This is a genomic window from Pararoseomonas sp. SCSIO 73927 (assembly GCF_037040815.1).
Taxonomy (GTDB): domain Bacteria; phylum Pseudomonadota; class Alphaproteobacteria; order Acetobacterales; family Acetobacteraceae; genus Roseomonas.
The window spans coordinates 1110620-1135938 of the sequence record NZ_CP146232.1 but is presented as its reverse complement, the minus strand read 5'-3'; the positions used below and the strand labels follow the sequence as shown (position 1 = coordinate 1135938).

Genomic DNA, 25319 nt, shown 5'->3' with positions numbered 1-25319 from the left:
GCCCCATGCCGCTCTCGCTGCCCCGCCTGATGATCGACCGCCGCACCGCGCTCCTGGCCGGGGCGGGGCTGCTCGGCGGCGGCCCCGTGCCGCCGGCCCGCGCGCAGGGCGCGGGCGCCGGGGCGCTTTACGGGCCGGATGACCCGCAGGCCCGGCGGGGCGGCACCCTCACCGTGGCCATCGCCAACGAGCCGCCGAACCTGGACCCCTTCCACCAGGCCGGCGATGCGCGGACCGCGGTCACCCTGCTGATGTACCAGGGGCTGATGTACGAGGACGCCTCGGGGGTTGCGAAGCCTCTCCTCGCGGAGTCCATGGCGGTCTCCGATGACGGCCTGACCTACACCTTCGCGCTGCGCCGCGGCGTGCGCTTCCACACCGGCCGGACGATGACCTCGGCCGACGTGAAGTACAGCTACGACTACGTGCGAAACCCCGCGAACGGCAGCCCGGGCGCCCTCGATTTCGGCACGATCGCGGAGATCGCGGCGCCCGACGAGAACACGGTGGTGGTCCGCCTCTCCGAGCCGAACGCCTCCCTGCCGATGACGCTGACCAACCGCTTCGGCGGCGTGGTGCCGGCCGACACCTTCGCCAACCCCCAGGCTCGGGCGCGGCTGTCCCAGCAATCGGTGGGCACCGGCCCCTTCATGCTGCAGGAGTTCCGGCCGCAGAGCCACATCCGGATGGCGCGGTTCCCGAACTACTGGGTCCAGGGCCAGCCCTATCTCGACGGTGTCCTGTTCAGCGTGCAGCCCAACGCCGCGAGCGTGCTGGTGGCGCTGCGCAGCCGCCGCGTTGACCTGGCCCTGCTCGCCCGCCCGCAGGATGCGGAGCAGCTGCAGGGACAGGCCGGCCTCACCATCACCGCCACCTCCTCCCTGCGCCAGTGCTCGCTGGACCTGGATGGCAACCACGCGCAGCTGAAGGACCCGCGCGTGCGGCAGGCCATCGCCCTCGCCGTGGACAAGAACGCGGTGATGCAGGCCTCCATCGGTGGCAAGGGCAAGGTGCTCGGCACCATCCCCGCCGCCATGCAGGAGAGCTGGGGCGCCCCCCTCGACGCCCTGCCGAACCAGCGGACGGACCCGGCGCGCGCCAAGGCCCTCCTCGCCGAGGCCGGGCTGCCGGACGGCTTCGGCATCGACCTGATCAGCATCATCGGCTTCGAGTGGATGGACCCGGCCGGGGTCACCCTCGCGCAGCAGCTCGCGCCTCTGGGCATCCGCCTCAACATCCAGCGCGTGGAGCTCGGCGTCTGGCTGAACGCCTATCGCTCGCGGAACATGCGCTTCACCTTCAACGACTGGGGCACCCAGCCCGACCCGCACATTCTCTACTACCGGCACTTCCACAGCCCGCCGCGGGGCGCGGACTTCCGCAACTGGAACAACGCGGAGGGTGACCGTCTCCTGGACGCGGGCATGGCGACCGCCGATCCGGCACGGCGGAAGGCCGCCTACGTGGATTTCCAGAAGGTGCTGGACGCGAGCGCGCCGACGGTGATGCTTTTCTCGCCCGATCTGGTGACCGTCGCGCAGCAGCGGGTGCGGAACTACGTGCAGCACCCGACGGGCTGGTGGTTCGGCCTCGCCAAGGCGTGGATCGCGGCGTGAGGGTGGCCCGCCGATGATCGAGGCCCTGCTGCGCCGGATCGGGGCCGCCCTGGTCACCCTCGTGCTCGCCACGGGGGTGGTCTTCCTGCTGATCCGCGCCGTGCCGGGCGACATCATCGGCGAGATGCTCGGGCAGAGCGCCGGCGACCCGGCGAGCGAGGCGGCGCTGCGCGCCTTCTTCGGCCTGGACCGGCCGCTGACGGCGCAGTACCTGGCCTGGGCGGGGGACGTGCTGCAGGGGGACCTCGGCACCTCCATGCGCCAGGGCCTGCCCGTCCTCGGCATCGTGGTGGACGCCTTCCTGGTGACGCTGGAGATCGGGGTGGCGACGCTGCTCCTCGCGATCCTCGTCGGCGTGCCGCTCGGCATGGTTGCCGGGGCACGGCCGGGCGGGGTAGCGGACATGGTGGTGGAGGGGTTCACCCTCGTCGGCCTCTCCGCGCCCGTTTTCTGGACGGGCATGGTGCTCCTGATCCTCGCCGATGGCTGGCTGGGCTGGTCCCCGCCGCTCGTCTACACGCCGCCGGACATCTCGCTGTCCGACAACCTCGAGGGCATCGCGCTGCCGGTGCTGGCGCTCGGGCTGCTGCAGGCGGCGGCCTACGCGCAGTTCACCCGGCAGCAGAGCGCGGCGCTGATGCGGCAGGACTTCGTCCGGGCCGCGCGGGCACGCGGCCTGCCGGCGCGGGTGGTGTACGGCCGCCACCTCCTGCGCAACATCGCGATCCCGCTCGTCACCTATGCCGGGCTGATCCTGGTGCAGATCCTCGGAGGCGTGGTGGTGGTGGAGACCCTGTTCGGCATCCCCGGACTGGGGCGCACCCTGCTCGCCGCCATCCAGGGGCGCGATTACCCGGTGCTGCAGGGCGCGCTCCTGCTCACGGTCGTCGTGGCGCTCCTCGTCAACCTGGTGATCGACCTGACCTACGCGCTCATCGACCCGCGGGTGAGGGGGGCCTGATGCGGCGCGCCCCGCTCGGGCTGGCCATCGGCCTCGCCCTCTGCACCCTCTTCCTCGCGATCGGGGTCGCACCAGGGCTCTTCGCGGGGCCGTCCGATGCCGTCGCGGTCACACGGCGCCTAGAAGCGCCCTCGGCAGAGTTCTGGTTCGGCACGGACGAGACCGGGCGCGACGTCTACGCGCGCGTCGTCCACGGCGCGGGCACGACGCTCGGCATCGTCGGCGTCGCGATGGGTCTGGCGGGGCTGCTCGGCGGCGGAATGGGCGTGCTGGCGGGCTTCGCGGGGCGGTTCACCGACCTGGCGCTCTCCCGCATGGCGGACGCGCTGCTGGCCTTTCCGCCGATCATCCTCGGCGTCATTCTCGCGAGCACGCTGGGCAGCGGTCCCGGGAACCTCGTGCTCGCCCTGGCCATCATCTACCTGCCGGTCTTCTACCGCGTCGCCCGGGCGGCGGCGCTGGTGGAGAGTGGCCGCGCCTATGTCGAGGCGGCGCGCGCGCTCGGCCACGGGGAGGCCACCATCCTGCTGCGGCACGTGCTGCGCAACGTCGCGCCGGCGATCGCACTGCAGTGCGTGATCCTGTTCCCGCTGGCGCTGCAGATCCAGGCGGCCCTCGGGTTCCTCGGCCTCGGGGTGCCGCCCCCGACACCGGATTGGGGGGCGAGCCTGCAGGAGAGCCGGAACTATCTTACAGCCGCGCCCTGGCTGGCGGTGTTCCCCGGACTGGCCTTGCTTCTGGCGGCCATCGCGGCGTCGTTGCTCGGCCGGGCCTTGCAGGCAAGGGCTGCATGACGCGCTGCATGCTTCGGCTCCTGGCCATGCCGACCCCGGACATGGGCAGGCGGCTCACGGCGGCGGGTGCGTGGACGTAATGTCGGGAGGGGGCGGCCGGGTTTCACGGCCGGACGGCCGTGACCTCGATCTCGACAAGCCAGCCAGGGTTGACCAGCCCCGCCACCTGCATGACGGAGCGGGCGGGGAGGTTGGGCTGCGCCGCGGTGCCGTAGCGCTCGGTGTAGGCGGCCATGAAGCCATCGAAGTCCATGCGGCCGCCCTTGTCGGGATCGCCGACAAGGAAGACCTGCATCCGCACGACGTCGCCGAGGCCGAGCCCGATGGAGCGCAGTGCGGCCTCGATGCGGTCGAGGACGGATTTCGTCTGCGCGCGGGTGTCGCCGAAGGAGGCGAGGGAGTTGCGCGGCGCCTCCTGGTTCGTCACCGCCGGCACCATGCCGCTGACGAGGACCTGGGTGCGGCCTGCCGGCACCTCCACCGCCATGGCGATGGGGAAGTTGGAGCCTGGCGTGCGGTGGCGCGTGACCTCCTGCGCCCCCGCGGGCAGGGCCGCGGCCGAGAGAAGGGCGGCGAGAGCGAGCGCACGGATCATTGGCGAAGGGCCTTCACGTCGTCGGGGGTCGCGGGATCCGCGGCGTAGCGGTTGCCGAGGTTGGTCCGTACATAGTTCACCACGGCGGCGACCTGCGCGTCATCCATCTGGGTCGCGAAGCCCGGCATGCCGCGCAGGCCGTTGAGGACGATGCTCGCGGGGTAGGCCGCGTATTCCAGCTTCTCGTTCCCCGCCAGCGCGGGGTACTGGCCGGCACCGGCCGCGCCGCGGCCGTCCGGCATGTGGCAGCCGGCGCAGGTGGCGGCGTAGAGGGCGGCGCCGTCGCGCTGGCCGAAGCGGGTGGCCGAGACGAAGCCGTGGCTGTCGGCCGCCGCGCCCTCGCTCCGCTGCTGCGCGCTGGCCGGCGCCCCCGCAGCGGCCGGGGCCTGCCGGGACTGCGGCTGCTGCGCGATGGCCGGCAGCGCGAGGAGGGCGGCGGCAAGGGCCGTGGACGTGACGCGGTTCATGCGGACACCACGCGGCGATGGAGGCGGGAGACGGCGTCGAGGGCGGAGAGGACCGCCCCCTCCTGCCAGGCGGGGATGTAGGAGGCGTGCTCGCCGGCCAGCAGGATGCGGTTATCGAGGGCGCAGAGGTTGTCGTAGTGCTCCGCGCGCGTCGCGTCCGTCCACATCCCGTTGCAGCCGAGCGCCCAGGGGACGCGGTGCCAGCCGACCGAGACGCCGGTGTCGAACTCCGCCCGGTACTGCGGGTGGATCTGGGCGCCCCATTCCACGGCGCGGCGGACTCGTTCCTCCGGCGACAGGGCGGTGAACTCGTAGGCATAAGGGCCGAAGGCGTAGGCGCCGAGAAGGATGCCCTTGCCGCGTGAGCCGTAGCCATGGGCCGGGTACTGGATCATCCGGATCGGCAGGTCGGTGTAGGAGATGCCGGCGTAGATGTGCTCGTCCTGCTCCCAGAAGCGTCGCTTCATCTGCAGGCCGACCTTCACCGAGGCCGCGTAGGGCACGGCCCCGATGGCGGCGGCCATGGGGGCACTGACGTTCATCTCGATCTGGCTGAGGATAGAGAGGGGAATGGTGGCCAGGCAGTAGTCGGCGCGGGCCTGTTGCACCTGGCCCGGGCGCCCCGTCTCCTCGAAGGCGACGGTCACACCGCGCCCGTCCTGCTGGATGCCGACGACCTTGCGATTGTATTGGATGGCCTCGCCGCATTCCCGGGCCATGGCCTGCGCGATCACGTCCATGCCGCCAACGGGCTGGAACATCGTCATCTGGAACTCGTAGAGCGCGCCCGAGGCGAGATAGGCCCAGCCGCGCGAGGCGAGGACATCCTTCAGCGACATGGGCTCGGACGGCACCGGGCGGGCGTTGAGCCCGCCGCCCGGGTCCTTGTCGAAGCCCCGGCGGTCGGCGGTCACCACGTTCTTCGCGTAGCTCAGGTCCCGGTCGAGGGCTCCGAAGGAGCGTAGGGATTCGATGAGGATCTCGCCGTCCTCCTTCGTGACCATCCCGTCCAGCTTGCCCTGGCGGGTGGACTTGGCGAGGAGCTCCGCGATGCCGCCGTGATAGTCGGCCATGATCTCGCGGTAGCGCTTCGGCCGGCCGCCGAAGGCGCGGGTGCCGTGCACCATGGCGTTGTGGTTGACCTGGATGAACGGCTCCAGCGGCACGTTCAGCCGGTGCGCGTAGTCCAGGATGCCCCGGTGGTTGTAGGGGATGCGCCATGGCCCGGGGTTGAAATACCCGCCCTCGTCGAAGCGGACCTCCTGCGTCGCGCCGCCGAGCTCGGTGTAGCGATCGCCGCCGCGAAGGGTCCAGACGCGGCCGCCGGGCTTCTCCCGGTACTCGAGCACCTGGACGCGGTAGCCGGCCTTGCGAAGCTCCATCGCGGCGACCATGCCCGCGACGCCGGCCCCGAGGATGAGGACGGACGCACCCTTCGGGTCGCCCTCCAGCCGGATGGGTCCGGCATAGGTGGAGGCGGCCGAGACGCCGAGGGCGGTCATGGCCTGGTACATCGCGCCGCCGCCCGCGGCGAGGCCGATGCGGGTGAGGAGGTCGCGACGGCTCGAAACCGGGGCAGGGGTGTCGCTCATGGGCTGTTTCCGCCTTCTTCGCCGGCGAGCGTGGCGCCGTTGGTGGGAATCCTGCCATCGGAATCCACCCGTGCCGAATGCACGGATCGGTGAGTGCGGCCCCAGCGATGGAATCAGCCCCCTGCTCTTCGGAGCCGAGAGGGCACGTCCCCCGGTCCATAAAGCCCTGAAAGCAGGACTGTAGAGGTGGTGCTGGCGGCGCTGGCCGGGCGGACGAGGCGACCGTGCAGAGACACGATGGGCAGCGACGAGCGGCTCCGCCGCGGCGCCAGGCCCGCCCTGCCCTAGGTCAGCAAATCGAGGGCGCCGGCGCTGCGCCAAGCGGCCCTGTCCCCTTGGAGTCGCCGGATACGCTCTGCGACGGCGCCGTGAAGCACCTCCCGGACGCTATCCTGGCCGAGGGGCGCCGCCCAAGAGGCGGCACCAGCTCCATCTCCCGACGAGGTTGGGAGCGGAGGCCACCTTCCGCCCCATCCACCCGCTTATGGGCGCAGCCATGGCCCCCCCCCTCTGCTGTCACAGGCGGAAGGCTTCAAGAGAGGCGGGGTGGAACAGCTCCTCCGGCTCCAGGCGGCGCGAGGAGAGGCCCTGGGCATGGTGGGCCTCCAGGAACACGTCCAGCCCATGGCGGTTCGCTTCCAACCCGTAGGACCAGAAGTCGTCGCCCATCAGGGTGCGGGCGTGCTGCAGGCGCTCCTCCACGAAGGGCAGGGTGACCTTTGTTGCGGCGGTGTTGGTGAGCTTCGCGAGGGCGACGGACTTGGCCTCCTCGAAGGCCTTCACCAGGGCGCCGGGGAGGTAGCGGTGCCTCTCCGCCACGTCCTTGCGAATGCCGAGGACGTGCATGATGGGAAAGATCCGGTGCTTCCCGTACCACTCGCAGGCGGCGGCGACGGGGTCGGACCAGAGGCGGCCGACATCCGGGGCGCCCCGCTCGAAGCAGGAGGGCGCGCGGGGGCCGATCACGGCATCGATGGTGCCGTCCGCCAGGGCGGAAGAGATGGTGGCGCCGGGGGGGAGGCTTTCCAGGCGCACATCGGGCGGGAGCTGGACGGCGATCTTCTCCTCGCGGCCGGGATGCTCGTAGCCGCCGCGCACCCAGGTGATGTCGGAGGGGCGGACGCCGTACTCCTCCAGAATAACGCGGACCCAGACGTTGGCGGTGAGCTGGTACTCCGGCACGCCGACACGGCGGCCTCGCAGGTCCTCCGGCTTCGTGATGCCGCGATCCGTGCGGATGTAGACGGAGGTGTGGCGGAAGGCACGGGAGGGGAAGACGGGGACGGCGATGTAGGGGCTGTCGCCCCTCGCGGTCTTCACCGTGTAGGAGGACAGCGACAACTCGCAGATATCGAAATCGGCGTACTTGAAGGCGCGGAAGAAGATCTCCTCGGGGTCGAGGACCGACATGACGGGATCGACGCCGTCGATCCTGACCGTGCCGTCGGCGATGGGGCGGATCCGGTCGTAGTCGCCGATGGCGAGGGAGAGGCGGAGGGGATTCAAAAGGTTCTCCTAGCGTGCGCTGCTGGCGGCGGCGGCGAGGATGGCCACCAGGTCCGTCTCCGCCGCGGTGGCGGAGGCGTAGCGCGGCTGCGTGGTGACGAAGGGCGCGGGCGCGTCGTGCGGGTTGTAGATCTCCAGGAAGTAGCGGCCGGTGCGCTCGTCCTGCACGGGCTCGATGCGGATCAGGGCCATGGGGGCCTCCTCTACTCCGGGGTGATGCCGGCGGCCCTGACGATGGCCGCGCCGCGGGCCTGCTCGGCGGCCAGGAGCCTCGTGAAACCCTCGGTGCTCTCGGCGATGGGGGTGCAGCCGATGGCGGCGAGGCGGTTCACCACCTCATTGTCCTTCAGGGCGTTCAGGGCGGCGGCATGGACGGCCCTGACGCGCTCCTCGGGCAGGCCGCGCGGGCCCCAGATGCCGCACCAGCCCTCGAACAGCATCTCGGGCTGGCCGACCTCCGGCATGGCGGGGGTGTCGGGCATGGAGGCGATGCGCTGCGGCGCGGTGACGGCGAAGGCGCGGAGCTGGCCGCCCTGGATCATCGGCAGCACGGCGCCGACAGGGGCGAACATCAGCGGCACGGCGCCGGAGATGAGATCGTTCACCGCCGGGCCGGAGCCGCGATAGATGATGGTGGTCACCTCCACGCCGAGCTTCTGGCCGAGCGCGGCCGCGCCGAGGTGGCCGACGGAGCCGAGGGAGGAGCAGGCGAAGGTGAAGCGCGCCGGGGTGCGGCGCACGGCATCCAGCAGGGCGCGGGGATCGGTGGTCTGGTCCGTGCGCGTGCCGCCGACGAGGACGTAGGGGATGCTGACGGTGCGGATCACCGGGGCGAAGTCCGTCAGGGCGTCGAAGGGGACGCCGCGCTGGACGAGCTTCAGGATGGGATGAACCTCGTTGGAGTAGAGGAGGGTGAGGCCGTCGGGGGCGGAGCGGGCAACCTCCCCCGCGCCGATGGCGCCGCTGGCGCCGGAGCGGTTCTCGATGACGCAGGCGACACCGAGGCCTTCGCCCAGGCGGGCGGCGAGGAGGCGGGCGGTGACGTCGTTGGTGCCGCCGGGGGCGTAGGGAACGACAAGGCGGACGGGACCGCGGCCGGGCTGGGCGCGCGCCAGGGCGGGAATTGTGGCGCCGAGGAGGGCGAGGCGGAGCGCGTCCCGGCGCGTCGGGATTGGGGTGGTCATCGCTTCTCTCCGGTGGCGCGTCATGCGGCGCCTTGGTGGTGCAACCGAACTTCGCGGCCGCTGCGGGCGGATTGGAGCAGGGCGAGGACGATCTCGGCCGTCGCCATGCCCCACTCGCCGGAGTGCAGCGGCGGCGTGTTGCCGCGCAGGGCGGCTTCCAGCTCGTCGATCACCTCGGCGCGGGGGACGCCGGGGGCGGGCAGGGCGTCGAAGCGGCGGGTCTCGTCGGCGTAGACGGCGACGCCGCGCGGGGTGGGGCGGAGATCGGCCCGCTCGCAGGAGGCGAGGACGAGGCCGAAATGGTTGTAGGCGGGCGGGGGTGGTGCAGCGCGCGCCTCGGTGGCGCCGGGGCCGCGGCCGTAGGCGCGCCTCTCCTTCAGCGCGGCTTCTTCCTCAGGACTGGTGACGTGACGGAGGGCGGCGCGGGCGGTGCCGTAGGCGGCGGGGTCGCGCGGCAGGCCCATCTCGCCGGTCCAGTCCTGGAACTCGTCCGTGTCGAAGTGGCCGTGGCCGTTGTAGGTGAGGGTGGCGGAAAGGCCGTCGCCGAAGTCGATGATGGCGTTGTAGGCGCCCTCCGTGCCGCGGGCGCGGTCCCAGACGGTGGCGGCGGCGCGGATGCTGCGGGCGGGGCGGCCGGCGAGGAGGCGGACCACCTCGATCTGGTGCGGGGCCTGGGAGAAGACCGCGCCGCCGCCTTGCGCGGTGTCCAGTTCTTCCGGGCGGCGGGGGCGGTAGAGGTAGTCGGTGAAGTTCACGGCGGTGATCATGCGGATCGCGCCGTGCTCGCCGGACCGGATCATCTCCCGCGCGCGGAGGTAGGGGGCATCGAAGGAGTGGCTGTGGCCGACGATGAGGTGGATGCCCGCCCCCCGCGCCGCATCGACCATGGCCTGGCAATCCGCCAGCGCCAGGGCCATGGGCTTCTCCACCAGCACGTGTTTCCCGGCGGCGGAGGCGGCGCGGACATCGGCGACGTGGAATTGGTGCGGCGTGGCGACGTAGATCGCCTCGATCGACGGGTCGGCGCAGAGGGCCTCCACCGTCCCGTGCGCGCGGGCGCCGGGGAAATCTTCCGTGAAGCGGGCGCGGGCCTCGGCGCGCGGGTCGGCGCAGGCGAGGACGGCGAGGCGCGGGTCCCGCGCGAGCGTCGGCAGCATCAGCATGAAGGCGCGGCCGAGACCCGCGACACCGAGCCGAATGGGGCCGAGGCGGATGGGGTCGCCCGCCACCGCTAGAGGTCCAGCACCAGGGTGCCCTTGGCGCGGGAGACGCAGATCATCACGGCACCGCGGCGCTCCGCGTCGGTGAGGACCATGTCGCGGTGGTCCACCTCGCCGGAGAGGTAGCGGGTGCGGCAGGTGCCGCAGGTGCCGCTCTCGCAGGAGGAGGGCTGCGGGTGGCCGTGGGCGCGCAGCACCTCCAGGACCGTGGTGCCGACGGGAACTTCGAGCGGAGTGCCGCTTGCGCCGATCTGCACGGTGAAAGGCTGGTCGTCTTCCCGCGGGCGGACGAGGTCGGAGCCGAAATCCTCGAAGTGGACCGCGTTCTCCGGCCAGTGCCCGGTCATGTCGCGCACGGCGTCCATCAGCGGGCGGGGGCCGCAGCAGTAGATCCCCGCCTTGGCCGGCTCCTCGAAGACGGGCCAGAGATCGTAGGCGTCGTCGGGCACGCCCTCGTCGTGGTGGATGGTGACGTGGTCGCCCAGCGCCGCGATCTGGTCCCGGAAGGCGGTGCCGGTGGCGCTGCGGGTGAGATAGAAGAGGCGAAAGGGCTTTCCCGCGGCCTGCACGGCGTGGATCATCGCCAGGATCGGCGTGATGCCGATGCCGCCGGCGACGAAGATGTAGTCCGGGGCGCGCGTGTCCAGCTCGAAAAGGTTACGGGGGGCGGAGACCTGCAGCGTGGCGCCGGGCTGCGTCGCGTCGATGAGGCCGACGCTGCCGCCGCGGCCCTTCTCCTCCCGCTTCACGGCGATGACGTAGCGGTCGCGTTCCTCCGGGCTGTTGCAGAGGGAGTAGTTCCGCATCGCGCCGGAGGGGACGCGCACGGCGAGGTGCGAGCCGGGGGTGAAGGGCGGGAGAGGGGCGCCATCGGGGTGGCGCAGCTCGAAGAGCTGGATGCCGTCGGCCGCGGGTTCGGCACGGGCGACGCGCAGCGTCATCAGCTCCGCATCGGGGGCGGGCGTGTCCAGCATCCTTGGCCTGTCCTCCCGGTGCTGCCCTGTGCGGGTTCCACCGTCGGGAATATGGTTAGGGTTCTAAGTTTGCCTTGGCAAGGCTCGCGATGATGGAGGCACATCAATCGGGGAAGATGCGAGGATTCGCAACTGAGTGGGGATGCACAGGATTTCGCTTGACGGCATGAGCGGCCGGAACAAACTTAGAAGCCTAAGCAGTTTTCGCCCGGGATCATGGCCTGCCGGGCGCCGGGAGGAATTACTCATGCTCACCGCCCAGGAGAACGAGACCCTCTGCCGCGTTGAGGGCGAGGCCCCGATGGGCCGCCTGATGCGCCGCCACTGGATCCCCGCCCTGCTCTCCGAGCAGGTGGCGGAGCCGGACGGGAAGCCGGTGCGCGTCACCATTCTCGGCGAGAAGCTGGTGGCCTATCGGGACACGGAGGGGCGCGTGGGCGTGCTGGGGGAGATGTGCCCGCACCGCAAGGCCTCGCTCGCCTTCGGCCGCAACGAGAATTGCGGGCTGCGCTGCCTCTATCACGGCTGGAAGATGGACGTGGAGGGTAACGTGATCGACATGCCCTCCGAGCCGAAGGAGAGCGGCTTCGCGGAGCGGGTGAAGCACAAGGCCTATCCGGCGCGGGAGGCTGGCGGCTTCGTGTGGATCTATATGGGCGAGCCGGCGCTGATGCCCGCCTTCGAGCCGCCGCCCTGGGCGCCGACGCCGGAAGCCCATGCGGCGATCGTGCGGATCGAGCTGCCCTGCAACTGGGCGCAGATCATGGAGGGGCAGATCGACAGTGCCCACTCCTCCTCGCTCCACTCCTCCGACATGCGGCCGGCGCGCGGCGAGGCGGCGGCGAAGGACACGCACTGGGTGCGCCCCTCCACCGACAAGAACCCGCGCATCCAGGTGCAGGTGACGAATTACGGCATGCGCTACGCCGCAATCCGCCGCCCCATCATGAATGCGGCGACGCAGGACTACGTGCGGATCACCACCCTCGTCGCGCCCTTCATCGCGCTGATCCCGCCCAACGCCACCTACAACGTGGCGAGCGTGATCACGCCGCGGGACGACACCAGCAGCTACTTCCACTTCATCGCCTGGCACCCGGAGCGCGAGGCGATCAGCACCGAGGCCTGGCGCAGGTTCTGCGTGGCGGAGGTGGGCGTGGACGTGGATTCGGAGTTCCGCCCGATGAAGCGCCACGCCTGGAACGACTACCTGCAGGATCGGGACTGGATGAAGTCCGGCGACAGCTTCACCGGCATCCCCGGCATCCCCAACCAGGACATCGCCATGTGGGAGAGCATGGGGCCGATCGCCGACCGGACGAGCGAGCGGCTGGGGGCGAGCGACATCGCGGTGATCCAGTTCCGCCGCATCATGCTGGACGCGGTGGCGCGCCACGAGGCAGGGGCGGAGCCGATCGGGCTGGCCGAGCCGCACCTGCCAATGGCGAAGCTGCGCTCCTACCAGGGCGTGGTGCCGAAGACGGAGAACTGGCGCGTGCTCGGGGCCTCCGAGGAGGAGGCGGCCGTCCTCGGCGGGATCGAGGAGGAGGAGGACGAGCGGGCCATGTCCCGGGCAGCGGTGGCCTGACGGAGGGGTCCTTGCCCGGGAGATTTCCGCCCGTGGCACGCGATGCACGCCCCCGGCGATTCCGCCGGGGGCGATCTCGCCCTAAGTTCGGCGCATGACGACGAGTGCCGAGCTCCGCGCCGACCCCCTTCCCTTCGAGCAGAGCATCGGCTTCCTCGTCCGGGACCTGAACCGGGCGATCCAGCGGCACCTGCAGGCGCGGCTGCAGGCCTACGGCGTGGCGCCGGGAGCCTGGTACTTCCTCCGTGTGCTGTGGGAGGAGGACGGGATCACCCAGAGCGACCTGGCGCGGCGCGTGGGGATGATGGAGCCGACCGCCGTGATCGCGCTGCGCGGGATCGAGGCGCAGGGCTGGATCCACCGCCAGCGGTCCGGGACCGACCGGCGCAAGGTGCATATCTTCCTGACGGAGGAGGGGCGCGCGCTGCGGCAGACGCTGCTGCCCGAGGCGCACGCGGTGAACGAGATCGCGACGCGGGCGATGTCGGAAGCGGAGGTGGCGATGTTCCGGGCGCTGCTGAACCGGGCGCGGGCGAGCTTCCCGTCAGCAGATTGACCGGGCAGCGGGAATGGCCCCGTTTCCGCCCTGCACGGCCGGAACCCTCGAAGGCCGGGTCTGACAGGCCAATTCGTGATAGGTCAGGGCCATCATCGGCATCGGCATCGGCCATCGGCATCGGCCGGGGCCGCGATCCGGCATGGGCCGGCAGAGCTGCACGGAGGGCCCCATGTCTCACGATCTCCTGCTGCGGAACGTCCGCCCGATGGGCGGCCCGACGACGGACGTGCTGATCCGCGCCGGCCGTATCGCCGGCCTCGGCTCCGGGCTGGAGGCGCCCGGGATCGCCGTGGAGGATGGGGGCGGCGCCCTCATGATCCCGGGCCTCGTGGAAGCGCACACCCACCTCGACAAGTCCTTCTGGGGCATGGGTTGGCGGCCGCATCGGGCGGGCCCGACCGTTCTCGACAAGATCGAGGCCGAGCGGCAGCTCCGGGCGACGGGGCAGATCGACCCGGCCCGGCAGTCCGCGCGGCTCCTGATGCAAGCGCTGCGCATGGGCACCACGCACATCCGGACCCATGTCGATGTCGACGATGTGGGGCGGCTCGCCGGGCTTGAGGGCGTGCTCGCCACCCGTGCCGACCATGCCGACGTAATGGATGTCGAGATCGTCGCCTTCCCGCAATCCGGCATCCTGACCCGGCCAGGCGTCGCAGCGCTGATGGAGGACGCGCTGCGGATGGGCGCGGAGGTCGTGGGCGGGCTCGACCCCTGCGCGATCGACCGGGACCCGAAAGGCCATCTCGACGTGGTCTTCGGCCTGGCCGAGCGCTTCGGCCGGCCCGTGGACATCCACCTGCACGAGGGCGGCTCCATGGGCGCCTTCAGCATGGAACTGATCCTGGAGCGCACCCGCGCGCTCGGCCTGCAGGGGCAGGTCACGGTGAGCCATGCCTTCTGCCTCGGCGATCCCGACGCCGCTCTGGTGAACCCGCTGCTGGAGGCGATGGCCGCGCTCGACGTCGCGGTGGCCACCACGGCCCCGGCCAGCCGCCCCGTCCCTGCGGTGGCCCGGTTGCGAGCCCTGGGCATCCGGGTCTGTGCCGGGTCGGACGGGGTGCGCGACAGCTGGAACCCCTACGGCACGGCGGACATGCTGGAGCGGGCCATGCTGGTGGGCCTCCGCAACAACTTCCGTCGTGACGACGAGCTGGAACTCGCGCTCCAGGTCTGCACTCATGGGGGTGCCTCCGTGCTGAGGCTCGGAGACTACGGGCTGGAGCCGGGCTGCAACGCCGACATCGTACTGCTCGGGGCAGAAACGCCGGCCGAGGCGGTCGCGGCGCATCCGCCGCGCTGCCTGGTCGTCAAGCGGGGCCTGGTCGTGGCCAGGAACGGCGAGGCTCTCTCCAAGACGCCCTGAGGCGGCGGGGAGGCCTTTGCGGTTTCAGCCACACGCCGCGCGACCGGCGTTCGTCCTCCATCGCCGGACAGCGGTGCGGGTGAGCAGGTCCCTGTCCCCTTCTCTGCCCGCGCCTTCTATGGCCGGGGAGGCAGGGCCCGGAAAGGACAGGCATCCGTCTCCTCGAGCCCATGGCCGGGATCGGGCGGACGAGGACTGGAGGTCCGGCCGCAGGTCCCCGAGGAAGGGCTGAGGCGCCCGCCCTGCCTGGGCTAGGGCGCGGAGGCCCGCCTCACGGGGCGCGCGATGCCGTGCGGCCGCGGCCAGTGCCGCTCGTCGCACGCGCCGGCGCCGGATCGGGATCCCGGGGGGCGGCGGTGGAGGCGCGCACGACCAGCTCCGACGGGAGGACCAGTGTGCTGGCCTCTCCACCGCGACCGATGCGGTTCAGCAGCAGGCCCGCGGCCTGCCGGCCCATCTCCCCGTGCAGAATGCGCACGGTCGTCAGCGGGGGTTCGATGAGGTCCACCATCGGCATGTCATTGTGGCCTGTGACCGAGATGTCCCTGGGGATGCGCAGCCCGGCGCGGCGGCATGCATCGTAGGCGCCGAGCGCGAGCAGGTCGTTGGCGCAGGTCAGCGCCGTCAGATCCGGGCGCCGCGCGATCAGCCGGGCTGCCGCCCGATCCCCCTCCTCGCGGGTATAGGCGGCGGTGGTCTCCTGGAGCGCGGGATCCGGTGTCATGCCTTGCGCCCGGAGTGCCCGCTCAAAGCCCTCGCTGCGCAGGAGGCCGGTGGAGAGCTGCGCCGGCCCGGCGATGTGGGCGATGCGGCGGTGCCCCAGGCCGAGAAGATGGGCGACGGCCAGTGCCATCCCGCACCGATCATCCGAAACGACGGATGACGTTCCCTCGCTGCCCCGGTTGACTAGCACGGCGGGGATGTCGCGCGCGCGGCACGCCGCCAGGGCCGGATCCTCGTGCAGGGAGGCCGTGGCGAGGAGCAGCCCGTCCGCGCCGCGCGCCGCGAGCTGCTCCACGAACTCCACGGCGCGGCCGTGGTCGTCGCCGGGATCGGCGACCATCAGCGCGTAGCCGGCAGCCGACAGGGCCTCCGCCGCGCCGGCGAGGATAGGCGCGAAGACGGGGTTGGCGATGCCGGGCACCAGCGCACCGATCAGGCGTGACCGGCCGGTGCGCAGCGACATGGCCACTGCGTTCGGCCGATAGCCGAGCCGGGCCGCGACCTCCTGAACGCGTTCGGCGACAGGATCCGCCACGAGGTATCGCATCGCCGGGTTGAGCGCGCGGGAGGCCGTGGAGGGATGCACCCCCGCCTCGGCCGCCACGTCGCGCAGGGCCACTGGCCGGGGGGGTGTCGGGAGCATGGCCCAAAATAACGATTGCAACGGGCGAAGAACACTCCCTACAATCGATTGCAAGAGGTGTTTTGAGGAGACGTGCCGTGATCATCGACGGCGAGGCGATGGTGACGCCTGCTGTGCTGGAAGCGATGGCGAGGACGTCGGACGAGCGGCTCAGGACGGTGACCTCCGCCCTTGTCCGCCACCTTCACGCCTTCATCCGGGAGGTCAGGCCGACCGAGGGCGAGTGGGAGTACGGCGTGGACTACCTCTGCCGTATCGGGCAGGCGAACAGCCCCACCCACAACGAGGGCGTGCTGTTCTCCGACGCCATCGGCGCCTCCACCCTGGTCTGCCTGCTGAACAACGGCAATGACGGCGCGACGGAGACGGCGGCCGCGCTCCTCGGACCGTTCTGGCGGGACAATTCCCCCAGGATGGAGGATGGCGGGAGCATCGTCCGCGGGCCCACCCCCGGTCCCCGCCTCTTTGCCTCCTGCCAGGTCCTGGCGGGAGGGAAGCCCGTGGCGGGCGCGCGGGTGGATGTCTGGCACTCCTCGCCGGAGGGCATGTACGAGAACCAGGACCCGAACATGGCCCCCATGAACCTGCGGGGCCAGTTCACCACGGATGCCGAGGGCCGCTTCCGCTTCGCCTCGGTGAAGCCTGCCGGCTATCCCGTGCCCACTCACGGTCCCACGGGCGACCTGCTGCGCGCCCAGAACCGCCATCCCTTCCGCCCGGCGCACCTGCACTTCCTGATCCACAAGCCCGGCTTCAAGACGCTCATCACCCAGGTTTTCGTGGACGACGACGAGCACCTGGAGAGCGACGTGGTCTTCGGCGTCACCCGCGCGCTGGTTGGCGGCTACAAGCGCGGCGAAGGACCGGCCCCGGACGGCGGCGCGGACGAGTGGTGGGGCCTGGACTACACCTTCCACATGGAACCCGGGGAGGCGCGCCTACCGGTGCCGCCAATCGCATGAAGAAGCTGCGTGGAAGCACCGCCGTCATCATCGGAGGATCGGGCGGCATCGGCGCGGCGACCGCGCGCTGCCTGGCCGGGGCCGGGGCGGCGGTGGTCGTCACCTATCGCGGGGGCGAGGCGGCGGCGCGCGCACTGGTTGCGGACCTGCCCGGCGAGGGCCACGCGGCCCTGCCCGCGAGCGTGGAGGACAGCGCCTCCCTCAACGCCCTGGCGGCGAAGGTGACGGAGGCGCAAGGCCGCTGCGACATCCTCGTCAACAGCGCCGGCTTCACCAGGGCCGTGCCGCACGGCGACCTGGACGCGCTGGACGACGCGTTCCTCGACCGGATGTGGGCCGTGAACTGGCGTGGTCCCTTCGCCGCCGTGCGCGCCTTCCGGCCGCTGCTGGAGGCGTCCGAGGGGCTGGTGGTGAATATCTCCTCCATCGGCGGGCTGAACGGCTCCGGCTCCAACCTCGCCTACGCCGCGCTCAAGGCAGCGACGGACAGCATGACGAAGTCGCTCGCCCGCGCGCTGGCGCCGAAGGTGCGCGTGATGTCCGTCTCCCCCGGCGTGGTGGAAACGGGCTTCGTGCCCGGCCGCGGGCCGGAGCAGAACGCGAAGATCGCGCCCAGCATCCCCCTGAAGCGCGTCGCCCTGCCGGAGGACGTGGCGGAAGCCGTCCTCGCCTGCGCCACGCTGCTCACCTACTCGACCGGATCGGTACTTCTCGTGGATGGAGGGCGTGCGCTGTGAGGGCCATGCGTGACGAGGTGATCCTCACCTGCGCCGTGACGGGCAACCTGACGACGCTGGAGCAGCACCCGAAGCTGCCGGTGACGCCGGAGGAGATCGCGGACGCCGCCCTGGCCGCGGCCGAGGAGGGTGCGGCCATCGCCCACCTGCACGTGCGCGACCCCGCGACGGGCAAGCCAAGCATGGAGCTGGAGTACTACCGCGACGTGGTGGAGCGCATCCGCGCGAAGAACCCCGACCTCATCATTAACCTCACCACCGGCCCCGGCGGCCGCTTCGTGGTGGGGGAGGAGGATCCCAAGGTCGCGGGTCCCGGCACCACCCTGACGACGCCTGCCATCCGCACCGCGCACATCACCGCGCTGCGCCCGGACATCGCCACGCTGGACCTGAACACCATGAACTCGGGCGCCCAGGTGGTGATCAACACGCCGAGGAACGCGCGGCTGATGGCCAAGGCCATCCGCGAGGCCGGCGCGGTGCCGGAGATCGAGCTCTTTGATTCCGGCGACTGCGGCTTGATGCGCGACATGCTGGCCGACGGCTCGCTCGGCACGCCCGTGCTCTGCTCCTTCGTGCTGGGCGTGAAGTACGGCTTCCCGCCCTCGCCGGAGACGGTGCTCTACGCCCGCGGCCTGATCCCGGCCGATGCGGAGTTCACGGTCATCGGCACCGGCCGCTCCTCCTTCCCCATGGTCGCCCAGTCCGTCCTCGCCGGCGGCCACGCGCGCGTGGGGCTGGAGGACGCGGTGATGATCGAGCGCGGCGTCCTCGCCCCTTCCAACGCGGCGATGGTCGCCAAGGCCCGCCGCATCGTCGAGCACCTCGGCCCGAGGATCGCCAGCCCCGCCCGGGCGCGCGCGATCATCGGCCTGTCCTGAAAGGTCCCGCCATGTCCGCCGCCTTCCAGCCGGAGACGGGCAAGAACCCGGCGCTGCGCGTCGCCGCCAAGGGCGCCGGCCCGCACTCCCTGGGTCTGCGACTGGAGGAGTGCCGGCCGGAACGGCCGCAGGGCTGGTGCCTCGTGGAGGTGGCCGCCGCCGGCGTGAACCCATCGGACGTGAAGGCGGTGCTCGGCGCCATGCCCAAGGCCGTCTACCCCCGCACCCCCGGCCGCGACTTCGCCGGCACCGTGGTGGAAGGCCCGGCCGAACTCCTCGGCGCCCAGGTCTGGGGCTCCGGCGGCGATGTCGGCATCACGCGCGACGGCAGCCACGCCCGCTACCTCGCCCTGCCGCCGGAGGCCGTGTTCCGCAAGCCCGCCAACCTCTCGATGCGGGAGGCTGCCGCGGTCGGTGTGCCCTTCGTCACCGCGGAGGTGGGCTGGCGCGAGGCGGGCGGGGTCCGGGCGGGGCAGACCGTGCTTGTGCTCGGCGCCAACGGCCGCGTCGGGCAGGCGGCCTGCGTCATCGCGAAGGCCGCCGGAGCCCGCGTGCTGGCCGGAATCCGCCGCCCCGAGGCGGCCGCCGCCGTCCGTGGCGCCGATGCGGTCTTCGACAGCAGCTTGGGCGAGGTGGCGGAGGCCGTGCTCGCGGCCACGGGCGGGCACGGCGCGGACCTCGTCTTCAATTGCGTCGGCTCGCCCTGGTTCGCCGCCGGCAACGCGGCCCTTGGCCACGGCGGGACGCAGATCTTCATCGCCACGCTGGACCGCGCTGTGCCCTTCGACATCCTCGCCTTCTACCGCGCCCGCCACCGCTATGTCGGTGTGGATACGCTGGCATTGAGCGCGGCGGAGACGGGCGCGGTCCTGAACTCCCTCCGCCCCGGCTTCGAATCCGGCGCGATCACGCCCTACGAGATCGAGGAGAACTACGTCTTTCCGCTCGCCCGGGCCGAGGAGGCCTACCGCATCGTGCTCGGTGGCGCCCCGCAGCGCGTGCTGCTGGAGATGGCGCCGTGAATGTCACCCGCCTCGACGAGGCGCGGCCCTACGAGGCGCCCGGCCACTTCGACATGCGCATGTTCCGCCTGCAGGGCCGGGAGGCCGGGCCTTCGGACACGCTCTGGATGGGCCTCTCCTGGCTCCTGCCGGGCAGCCACACGGCGCTCGACGCCTCGCCCATCGAGAAGCACTACGTCGTGGTCGAGGGCGAGCTGACGATCATCGCGGAGGCCGATGGCCGGCAGGAGGAGGTGACCCTGGGCCGTCTGGATTCCTGCCGCATCGCCCCGGGCGAGGGGCGGAAGCTGGAGAACCGCACGAACCGCCCCGCCGCCGTCCTGCTCGCCATGCCGTTGAAGCCTGCCGCGCCGGGCTGACACCCGGCCGCGCGCACAAGGGAGGAAAAAAGAATGATAAGAGCGTTCATCCTGCTGGCGGGCGCCCTGATGGCGGCCTTCCCCGCCCTCGCGCAGCAGGCCCGGTTCCCCGACAGGAGCATCACCATCATCGTGCCCTTCGCGGCCGGCGGCCCGACGGACGTGGTGGCACGCCAGCTGGCGGAGGCCATGTCGCGCGACCTCGGCGTCTCCGTGGTGGCGGAGAACGTGACGGGCGCCGGCGGCACGCTCGGCGCCCAGCGCGTCGTGCAGGCCCGGCCGGATGGCTACACCCTGCTGCTCGGCAATGTCGGCGTCGCCACCGCGCCCACCCTCTACCGCCGCCCGCCCTACGACCCGCTGACGCAGCTGGACGCGGTCGGGCTGATCACGCCCGTGCCGATGGTTCTGATCGGCCGCACCGAGCTGCCGGCGAGGAACCTGCCGGAGCTGCTGGCCTGGCTGCGCCGCCCGGGCGCCGAGGTGAACATCGCCCATGCCGGCCTGGGCTCCGCCAGCCAGCTCTGCGGCACGCTCCTCCGCTCCATCCTGCAGACGCCGATGACACCCGTCGCCTTCCGCGGCACGGCGCCCGTGATGACGGAGATGATGGCCGGCCGCATCGACATCACCTGCGACCAGACCACCAATGCCGTGCCCTACATCCGCGACAACAGGGTCAGGGCCTTCGCGGTCACCACCCCGCAGCGCCTCACCGCCCTGCCGGACGTGCCGACCACGACGGAGGGCGGGCTGCCGCAGCTGCAGGTCACGATCTGGCACGGCTTCTACGCCCCGCACGGCACGCCGCGACCGGTGATCGACCGCCTGGCGCAATCCTTGCGCGCAGCGCTGGCCGATCAGGCCGTTCTCAACCGCTTCAACGACCTCGCCACCACGGCCGAGCCGCCGGAGCGGGCCACGCCGGAGGCGCATCGCGCCTTCCTGGAGGCGGAGATCGCGCGCTGGCGCCCCATCCTCTCCGCCGCCGGCGAGTACGCGGACTGACCTGGGCGGACACGGAAAACGGCGCCGCGGCGAAGCCCTCCGCCCGGCACCGGCCTTCAACAAGGGGGTGCGAGGACGCCCTTCATGCGCCCATCCCGCCGCGCCCTGCTGGCCGGGCTGCCGCTCTCCGTCGCGCCCCTGCCAGCCGCGGCCCAGACTTCGCCCGAGACGGCGCGGGTGCCCGATACCTACGATCCGGCCCGCCCGATCCTGATCCGCGGCGCCACCATCGTCACGATGGATCCGGCCGTGCCGGACCTCGCGGGCGGCGACATCCTGGTGCGGAACGGCGCCATCGCCGCCGTCGGCGCCGCCCTGGCCGCACCGGAAGGCGCGCAGGTGATGGACGCGGCGGGCCGCATCGCCATCCCCGGGCTGGTGAACGCGCACATCCATCTCGGCCAGTCCCTGCAGCGCGGCATGTCGGCGGACCAGACGCTGGCGCAGTACTTCGCCACCGTCGTCGCGAAGCTCTCCTCCCGGCTCTCGCCGGACGACCTGCGCGCGGCGGATTACGGCGGCTCCCTGGAGCTCCTCGATGCCGGCGTCACGACCGTCCTGGACTGGAGCCGCGAGACGACGAGCCCGGACCACGCGGACGCCGCGCTGGACGCCTTCGAAACCTCCGGCATCCGCGCCGTCTTTGCTTACGGGCTGGCGGGATCGGGCGCGGGCAGCGTGCGCAGCGCCAACAGCCCGGAAGCGGTGGCGGAGGACATGCGCCGCCTGCGCGCCGGGCGCATGGCATCGCCCGGCCGCGTGCGGCTCGCGCTTGCCATCCGCGGGCCGGACTTCTCCACCATGGAGGAGGTGGCGGGCGACATCCGCCTCGCCCGGGACTTCGATCTGCTCGTCCAGTTCCACGCCGGCGCCCCCGTCTATGCCGGCCGCACCCGCAGGGGCATCGCGATGATGCGGGAGCGCGGCCTGCTCACGCGGAAGGTCTCCCTGGCCCACGCCAACGACCTGGACGAGGACGAGTACAGGATGGTCGCGGATGCCGGCGGCAGCACCGTGTCCACGCCGGAAGTGGAGATGCAGATGGGCCACGGCTTCCCCTGCGCCGCGCGGATGCAGCGCGCGGGCGGCATCGCGGCCCTGGGCAGCGACATCTCGGCCGGCGTGGGCGGGGACGTGCTGGTGCAGGCGCGCATCGCCCTCGCCGCCGCGCGTGGCCTGGCGAACGCGGAGGCGCGGCAGGCCGGCGCGCTGTTGCCCCAGGTCGCCTTCACCACGCGCCAGGCCCTGCGCTGGGCGACGCTGGGCGGCGCTCAAGCGGCGGGGCTGGGCGATGTCACCGGCAGCCTCACGCCCGGCAAGCGGGCGGATATTGTGCTGCTGCGGGCGGACACGCTCGCCACCAGTCCGGTGCACGATCCGATCGCGGCCGTGCTGAACCAGGGCGGCTCCGCGGCGGTGGAGACCGTGATGGTGGATGGCCGCGTGCTGAAGCGCGACGGCAGGCTGCTGCACCCGGACGCAGCCCGCGCCGCGGAGGAAATCCGGCGCCGGGCCGCGGCGCTGGAGGCGCGAAGCGCGACTTGATTCCTCCTCGGGGCGCACCTTCTCGGATCCGGCGATCATCTCCGGCTTCTCTCGCGCCCCGCTTCGGGTGCCCTGCCGCGCGACGTGCCCTTCGCCAGGGGTTGGGCTCGGCCCATTGCACGGGCGCAAAGCCGAGCTTGCGACCTGCGCCCTGGTCTCGTGGCCCGACGGTCGCGATGCTTCCGCCGAGATCATCGCAGAAGCCTGAGGACGCCCCATGATGCCGACCGCGACGCCAACGCCGGGCAAGAGGCTGATCAGCCCCGCCGACCACGCCCTGATCCTGATCGATTTCCAGTCGCAGATGGCGTTCGCGACCAAGTCGATCGATCCCGTGCAGCTCCGCAACAACGCTGGACTCGTTGCCGCGGCGGCCGCCGGGTTCAAGGTTCCCACCATTCTCACCACCGTGGCCGAGAAGTCCTTCTCCGGCCCGATGTTCGAGGAGGTGACCGCTCCCTTCCCGGGCCAGGCACTGCTCGACCGAACCTCCATGAACACCTGGGAGGACGCGGCGGTGATCGAGGAGGTCAACCGCATCGGCAAGCCGCGCATCGCCTTTGCGGGCCTCTGGACCTCCGTCTGCATCGTCGGCCCGGTGCTCTCGGCGCTGGACCAGGGCTTTGAAGTGCTGTTCGTCGCGGATGCCTGTGGCGACGTCTCGGCCGAAGCGCACGAGTGCGCCGTGCAGCGCATGATCCAGGCCGGCGCGCAGCCGATGACGGCGCTGCAGTACCTGCTGGAGCTGCAGCGCGATTGGGCGCGGGGCGAGACCTACGAGCTGACCACCGGCATCGCGAGGAGGCTGGGCGGGGCTTACGGCATCGGCATCAACTACGCCAAGAGCATGTTCGGCGCCCACGAGGGCTGAGCATCGCGGCGCGCCGGGAACTCACCTCCGCGTCCCGGCGCGCCGCCCCCTCCAGAAGGCAAAGAGGACGGCGATGAGAATCTGTCTTCCATCTCCCCTGGCGCTGCCCGGCCGCGAATGCGGGGCGCGCCTTTCCGGCCCGCTGCCCGGACGTGGAGACGGCGCCCGCCGCCCGGAGAACGTTGCATGAGCGCGCCCGGTCGCCGCACCGTCACCGGGGGCCTCGCGGCCCTTGCCCTGTCCAACGCCATCCGGAAGCCCGCCATGGCCCAACCTGCCGCGCCCGAGCTGATCCTGCACAACGGCCGCATCACCACGCTGGACCGTGGCGAGCCTTCGCCGCAGGCCGTGGCGGTCACGGCCGGCCGCTTCTCCGTGGTGGGCGAGGCGCGGGAGATCCTGCCCACCGCCGGGCCGGGCACGCGGGTGATCGACCTCCGGGGCCGGCGCCTCATCCCCGGGCTGATCGACAATCACCTGCACGTCATCCGCGGCGGGCTGAACTTCAACATGGAGCTGCGCTGGGACGGGGTGCGCTCGCTCGCCACGGCGATGGAGATGCTGAAGGCCCAGGTGGCGATCACCCCGCCGCCGCAATGGGTGCGCGTGGTCGGCGGCTTCACCGAGCACCAGTTCGCCGAGAAGCGCCTGCCGACGCTCGACGAGATCAACGCCGTGGCGCCCGACACGCCGGTCTTCCTCCTCCACCTCTACGACCGCGCGCTGCTCAACGCCGCCGCCCTGCGGGTGGCGGGCTACACGAAGGACACGCCGAACCCGCCGGGGGGCGAGATCCAGCGCGGCCCGGACGGCACGCCGACGGGCCTGCTGCTGGCCAAGCCCAACGCCACGGTGCTCTATGCCACCCTCGCCAAGGGCCCCACGCTGCCCTTCGACTACCAGCTCAACTCCACCCGCCACTTCCTGCGCGACCTCAACCGCCTCGGCGTGACAGGTGCCATCGACGCGGGCGGCGGCTACCAGAACTACCCGGACGACTACAAGGTGGTCCAGAAGCTGGCCGAGGACGGCGAGCTGACGGTCCGCATCGCATACAACCTCTTTACGCAGAAGCCGAAGGCGGAGAAGGAGGACTTCCTGCGCTGGACGCAGACCGCCAGGTACCAGCAGGGTGACGACTACTTCCGCCTCAACGGCGCCGGCGAGATGCTGGTCTTCTCGGCGGCCGATTTCGAGGACTTCCGGGTGGAGCGGCCGGAGATGCCGCCAGAGATGGAGCCGGAGCTGGAAGCGGTCGTCCGCATCCTCGTGCAGAACCGCTGGCCCTGGCGGCTGCACGCCACCTACGACCAGACCATCTCCCGCGCGCTCGACGTGTTCGAGAAGGTGAACGCCGAGATGCCGATCGGCGACCTGCACTGGATCTTCGACCACGCCGAGACGGTGAGCGAGCGGAGCCTTGAGCGCATCGCGCGCCTCGGCGGCGGGGTCGCCGTGCAGCACCGCATGGCCTACCAGGGCGAGTACTTCGTGGAGCGCTACGGCGCCCGCGCTGCCGAGGCCACGCCGCCGGTGGCCAGGATGCTGGAGATGGGCGTGAAGGTTTCGGCCGGGACGGACGCCACCCGCGTCGCCTCCTACAACCCGTGGGTGGCGCTCTCCTGGCTGGTCACCGGCAGGACGGTCGGCGGCCTGCGCATCACGCCCGAACGCAACACGCTGGACCGCGATACGGCGCTGCGGATGCTGACCGAGAACGTCACTTGGTTCTCCAACGAGGAAGGGAAGAAGGGCCGCATCGTGGTGGGCCAGCTCGCCGACCTCGCGGTGCTGGACCGTGACTACTTCGAGGTGCCGGGAGACGAGATCGGCGACATCACCTCCCTCCTGACGGTCGTCGGCGGCAAGGTGGTGCACGGCGCGGGGGATTACGCCTCCCTCGCGCCACCCTTGCCGCCGGCCATGCCGGACTGGTCGCCCGTGCGGCGCTTCGGCGGCTACCAGAACCGGCGCGCCGAGAAGCCCGGCGCCGCCGGCGCCTTCGCCCGCGCCGTGGCCGGCTGCTGCGACGCCGCCTGCGGCCTGCACGGCCACGACCATGCCCGCGCCTGGGCCGCCAACGTCCCGGCCGGGAATGACCAGGGCTTCTGGGGCGCGCTGGGCTGCTCCTGCTGGGCCTTCTGAG

Annotated in this window: 24 protein-coding genes; 15 read left to right on the top strand and 9 right to left on the bottom strand. The window is 71.7% G+C overall.

What is annotated here, in order from left to right; all coding sequences use genetic code 11:
* The first annotated feature begins 5 nt into the window (after nt 1-5).
* From VQH23_RS05390 to VQH23_RS05380, 3 genes are read left to right on the top strand one after another with little or no spacing between them, the layout of a single operon-like run.
* Nucleotides 6-1616, top strand: coding sequence for an ABC transporter substrate-binding protein (locus VQH23_RS05390; RefSeq protein WP_338664598.1), 1611 nt, complete (start codon nt 6-8; stop codon nt 1614-1616).
* A 13-nt stretch (nt 1617-1629) separates the two neighbouring features.
* Nucleotides 1630-2577 carry an ABC transporter permease gene (locus VQH23_RS05385; RefSeq protein WP_338664597.1) on the top strand — a complete coding sequence of 316 codons (948 nt, stop codon included), beginning with the start codon at nt 1630-1632 and terminating at the stop codon, nt 2575-2577.
* Nucleotides 2577-3371, top strand: a complete 795-nt coding sequence (locus VQH23_RS05380; protein WP_338664596.1) for an ABC transporter permease — start codon at nt 2577-2579, stop codon at nt 3369-3371. The genes VQH23_RS05385 and VQH23_RS05380 overlap by 1 nt, the downstream gene beginning before the upstream one ends.
* Nucleotides 3372-3474: 103 nt before the next feature.
* Here VQH23_RS05380 and VQH23_RS05375 read toward each other — a convergent pair whose 3' ends face one another.
* From VQH23_RS05375 to VQH23_RS05340, 8 genes are all read right to left on the bottom strand, one after another.
* The gene (locus VQH23_RS05375; RefSeq protein ID WP_338664595.1) at nt 3475-3966 is read right to left on the bottom strand and encodes a RidA family protein; all 492 of its coding nucleotides are present in this window, start codon (nt 3964-3966) and stop codon (nt 3475-3477) included.
* Nucleotides 3963-4433, bottom strand: coding sequence for a cytochrome c (locus VQH23_RS05370; RefSeq protein WP_338664594.1), 471 nt, complete (start codon nt 4431-4433; stop codon nt 3963-3965). Before VQH23_RS05370 ends, VQH23_RS05375 begins: the two co-directional genes overlap by 4 nt.
* Nucleotides 4430-6025 (bottom strand): flavin monoamine oxidase family protein, encoded by a 1596-nt coding sequence (locus VQH23_RS05365; protein ID WP_338664593.1) that lies wholly within the window; start codon nt 6023-6025, stop codon nt 4430-4432. The genes VQH23_RS05370 and VQH23_RS05365 overlap by 4 nt, the downstream gene beginning before the upstream one ends.
* A gap of 516 nt (nt 6026-6541) precedes the next feature.
* Nucleotides 6542-7531, bottom strand: coding sequence for an ABC transporter substrate-binding protein (locus VQH23_RS05360; RefSeq protein WP_338664592.1), 990 nt, complete (start codon nt 7529-7531; stop codon nt 6542-6544).
* A 9-nt stretch (nt 7532-7540) separates the two neighbouring features.
* Nucleotides 7541-7723 (bottom strand): hypothetical protein, encoded by a 183-nt coding sequence (locus VQH23_RS05355; protein ID WP_338664591.1) that lies wholly within the window; start codon nt 7721-7723, stop codon nt 7541-7543.
* 11 nt (nt 7724-7734) lie between these two features.
* On the bottom strand, nt 7735-8715 hold the full coding sequence (locus tag VQH23_RS05350; protein WP_338664590.1) for a tripartite tricarboxylate transporter substrate binding protein: 981 nt from the start codon (nt 8713-8715) through the stop codon (nt 7735-7737).
* 20 nt (nt 8716-8735) lie between these two features.
* Nucleotides 8736-9944 carry a Gfo/Idh/MocA family oxidoreductase gene (locus VQH23_RS05345; protein ID WP_338664589.1) on the bottom strand — a complete coding sequence of 403 codons (1209 nt, stop codon included), beginning with the start codon at nt 9942-9944 and terminating at the stop codon, nt 8736-8738.
* Between the two features lie 2 nt (nt 9945-9946).
* Complete coding sequence (locus VQH23_RS05340) at nt 9947-10909, bottom strand: PDR/VanB family oxidoreductase (RefSeq protein WP_338664588.1); 963 nt, start codon at nt 10907-10909, stop codon at nt 9947-9949.
* Nucleotides 10910-11156: 247 nt separating this feature from the next.
* Here VQH23_RS05340 and VQH23_RS05335 point away from each other — a divergent pair, with 247 nt between their 5' ends.
* The 3 genes from VQH23_RS05335 (at nt 11157) to VQH23_RS05325 (ending at nt 14422) form a co-directional block, all read left to right on the top strand.
* Nucleotides 11157-12497: a Rieske 2Fe-2S domain-containing protein gene (locus tag VQH23_RS05335; RefSeq protein ID WP_338664587.1), complete on the top strand. Its 1341-nt coding sequence runs from the start codon at nt 11157-11159 to the stop codon at nt 12495-12497.
* 94 nt (nt 12498-12591) lie between these two features.
* Entirely contained in the window at nt 12592-13053 is a 462-nt protein-coding gene (locus VQH23_RS05330) for a MarR family transcriptional regulator (RefSeq protein WP_338664586.1), read from the top strand.
* Between the two features lie 172 nt (nt 13054-13225).
* Nucleotides 13226-14422, top strand: a complete 1197-nt coding sequence (locus VQH23_RS05325) for an amidohydrolase family protein (RefSeq protein ID WP_338664585.1) — start codon at nt 13226-13228, stop codon at nt 14420-14422.
* A gap of 271 nt (nt 14423-14693) precedes the next feature.
* Here the strand turns inward: VQH23_RS05325 and VQH23_RS05320 are convergent, their stop codons facing one another.
* Nucleotides 14694-15788 carry a LacI family DNA-binding transcriptional regulator gene (locus VQH23_RS05320; protein ID WP_338664584.1) on the bottom strand — a complete coding sequence of 365 codons (1095 nt, stop codon included), beginning with the start codon at nt 15786-15788 and terminating at the stop codon, nt 14694-14696.
* A gap of 77 nt (nt 15789-15865) precedes the next feature.
* Here VQH23_RS05320 and VQH23_RS05315 point away from each other — a divergent pair, with 77 nt between their 5' ends.
* The 9 genes from VQH23_RS05315 (at nt 15866) to VQH23_RS05275 (ending at nt 25318) form a co-directional block, all read left to right on the top strand.
* Nucleotides 15866-16750: a dioxygenase gene (locus VQH23_RS05315; protein ID WP_338664583.1), complete on the top strand. Its 885-nt coding sequence runs from the start codon at nt 15866-15868 to the stop codon at nt 16748-16750.
* The gene (locus VQH23_RS05310; RefSeq protein WP_338664582.1) at nt 16747-17487 is read left to right on the top strand and encodes an SDR family oxidoreductase; all 741 of its coding nucleotides are present in this window, start codon (nt 16747-16749) and stop codon (nt 17485-17487) included. Before VQH23_RS05315 ends, VQH23_RS05310 begins: the two co-directional genes overlap by 4 nt.
* Before the next feature lie 5 nt (nt 17488-17492).
* The gene (locus tag VQH23_RS05305) at nt 17493-18368 is read left to right on the top strand and encodes a 3-keto-5-aminohexanoate cleavage protein (RefSeq protein WP_338666059.1); all 876 of its coding nucleotides are present in this window, start codon (nt 17493-17495) and stop codon (nt 18366-18368) included.
* A gap of 11 nt (nt 18369-18379) precedes the next feature.
* Nucleotides 18380-19390 (top strand): zinc-binding alcohol dehydrogenase family protein, encoded by a 1011-nt coding sequence (locus VQH23_RS05300; protein WP_338664581.1) that lies wholly within the window; start codon nt 18380-18382, stop codon nt 19388-19390.
* Nucleotides 19387-19749: a cupin domain-containing protein gene (locus tag VQH23_RS05295; protein ID WP_338664580.1), complete on the top strand. Its 363-nt coding sequence runs from the start codon at nt 19387-19389 to the stop codon at nt 19747-19749. Before VQH23_RS05300 ends, VQH23_RS05295 begins: the two co-directional genes overlap by 4 nt.
* 33 nt (nt 19750-19782) lie before the next feature.
* Complete coding sequence (locus VQH23_RS05290; RefSeq protein ID WP_338664579.1) at nt 19783-20757, top strand: tripartite tricarboxylate transporter substrate-binding protein; 975 nt, start codon at nt 19783-19785, stop codon at nt 20755-20757.
* An 84-nt stretch (nt 20758-20841) separates the two neighbouring features.
* The gene (locus VQH23_RS05285) at nt 20842-22302 is read left to right on the top strand and encodes an amidohydrolase family protein (protein ID WP_338664578.1); all 1461 of its coding nucleotides are present in this window, start codon (nt 20842-20844) and stop codon (nt 22300-22302) included.
* A 217-nt stretch (nt 22303-22519) separates the two neighbouring features.
* On the top strand, nt 22520-23173 hold the full coding sequence (locus tag VQH23_RS05280) for a hydrolase (protein ID WP_338664577.1): 654 nt from the start codon (nt 22520-22522) through the stop codon (nt 23171-23173).
* A gap of 186 nt (nt 23174-23359) precedes the next feature.
* Nucleotides 23360-25318: an amidohydrolase gene (locus tag VQH23_RS05275; RefSeq protein ID WP_338664576.1), complete on the top strand. Its 1959-nt coding sequence runs from the start codon at nt 23360-23362 to the stop codon at nt 25316-25318.
* Nucleotide 25319 lies beyond the last annotated feature (1 nt).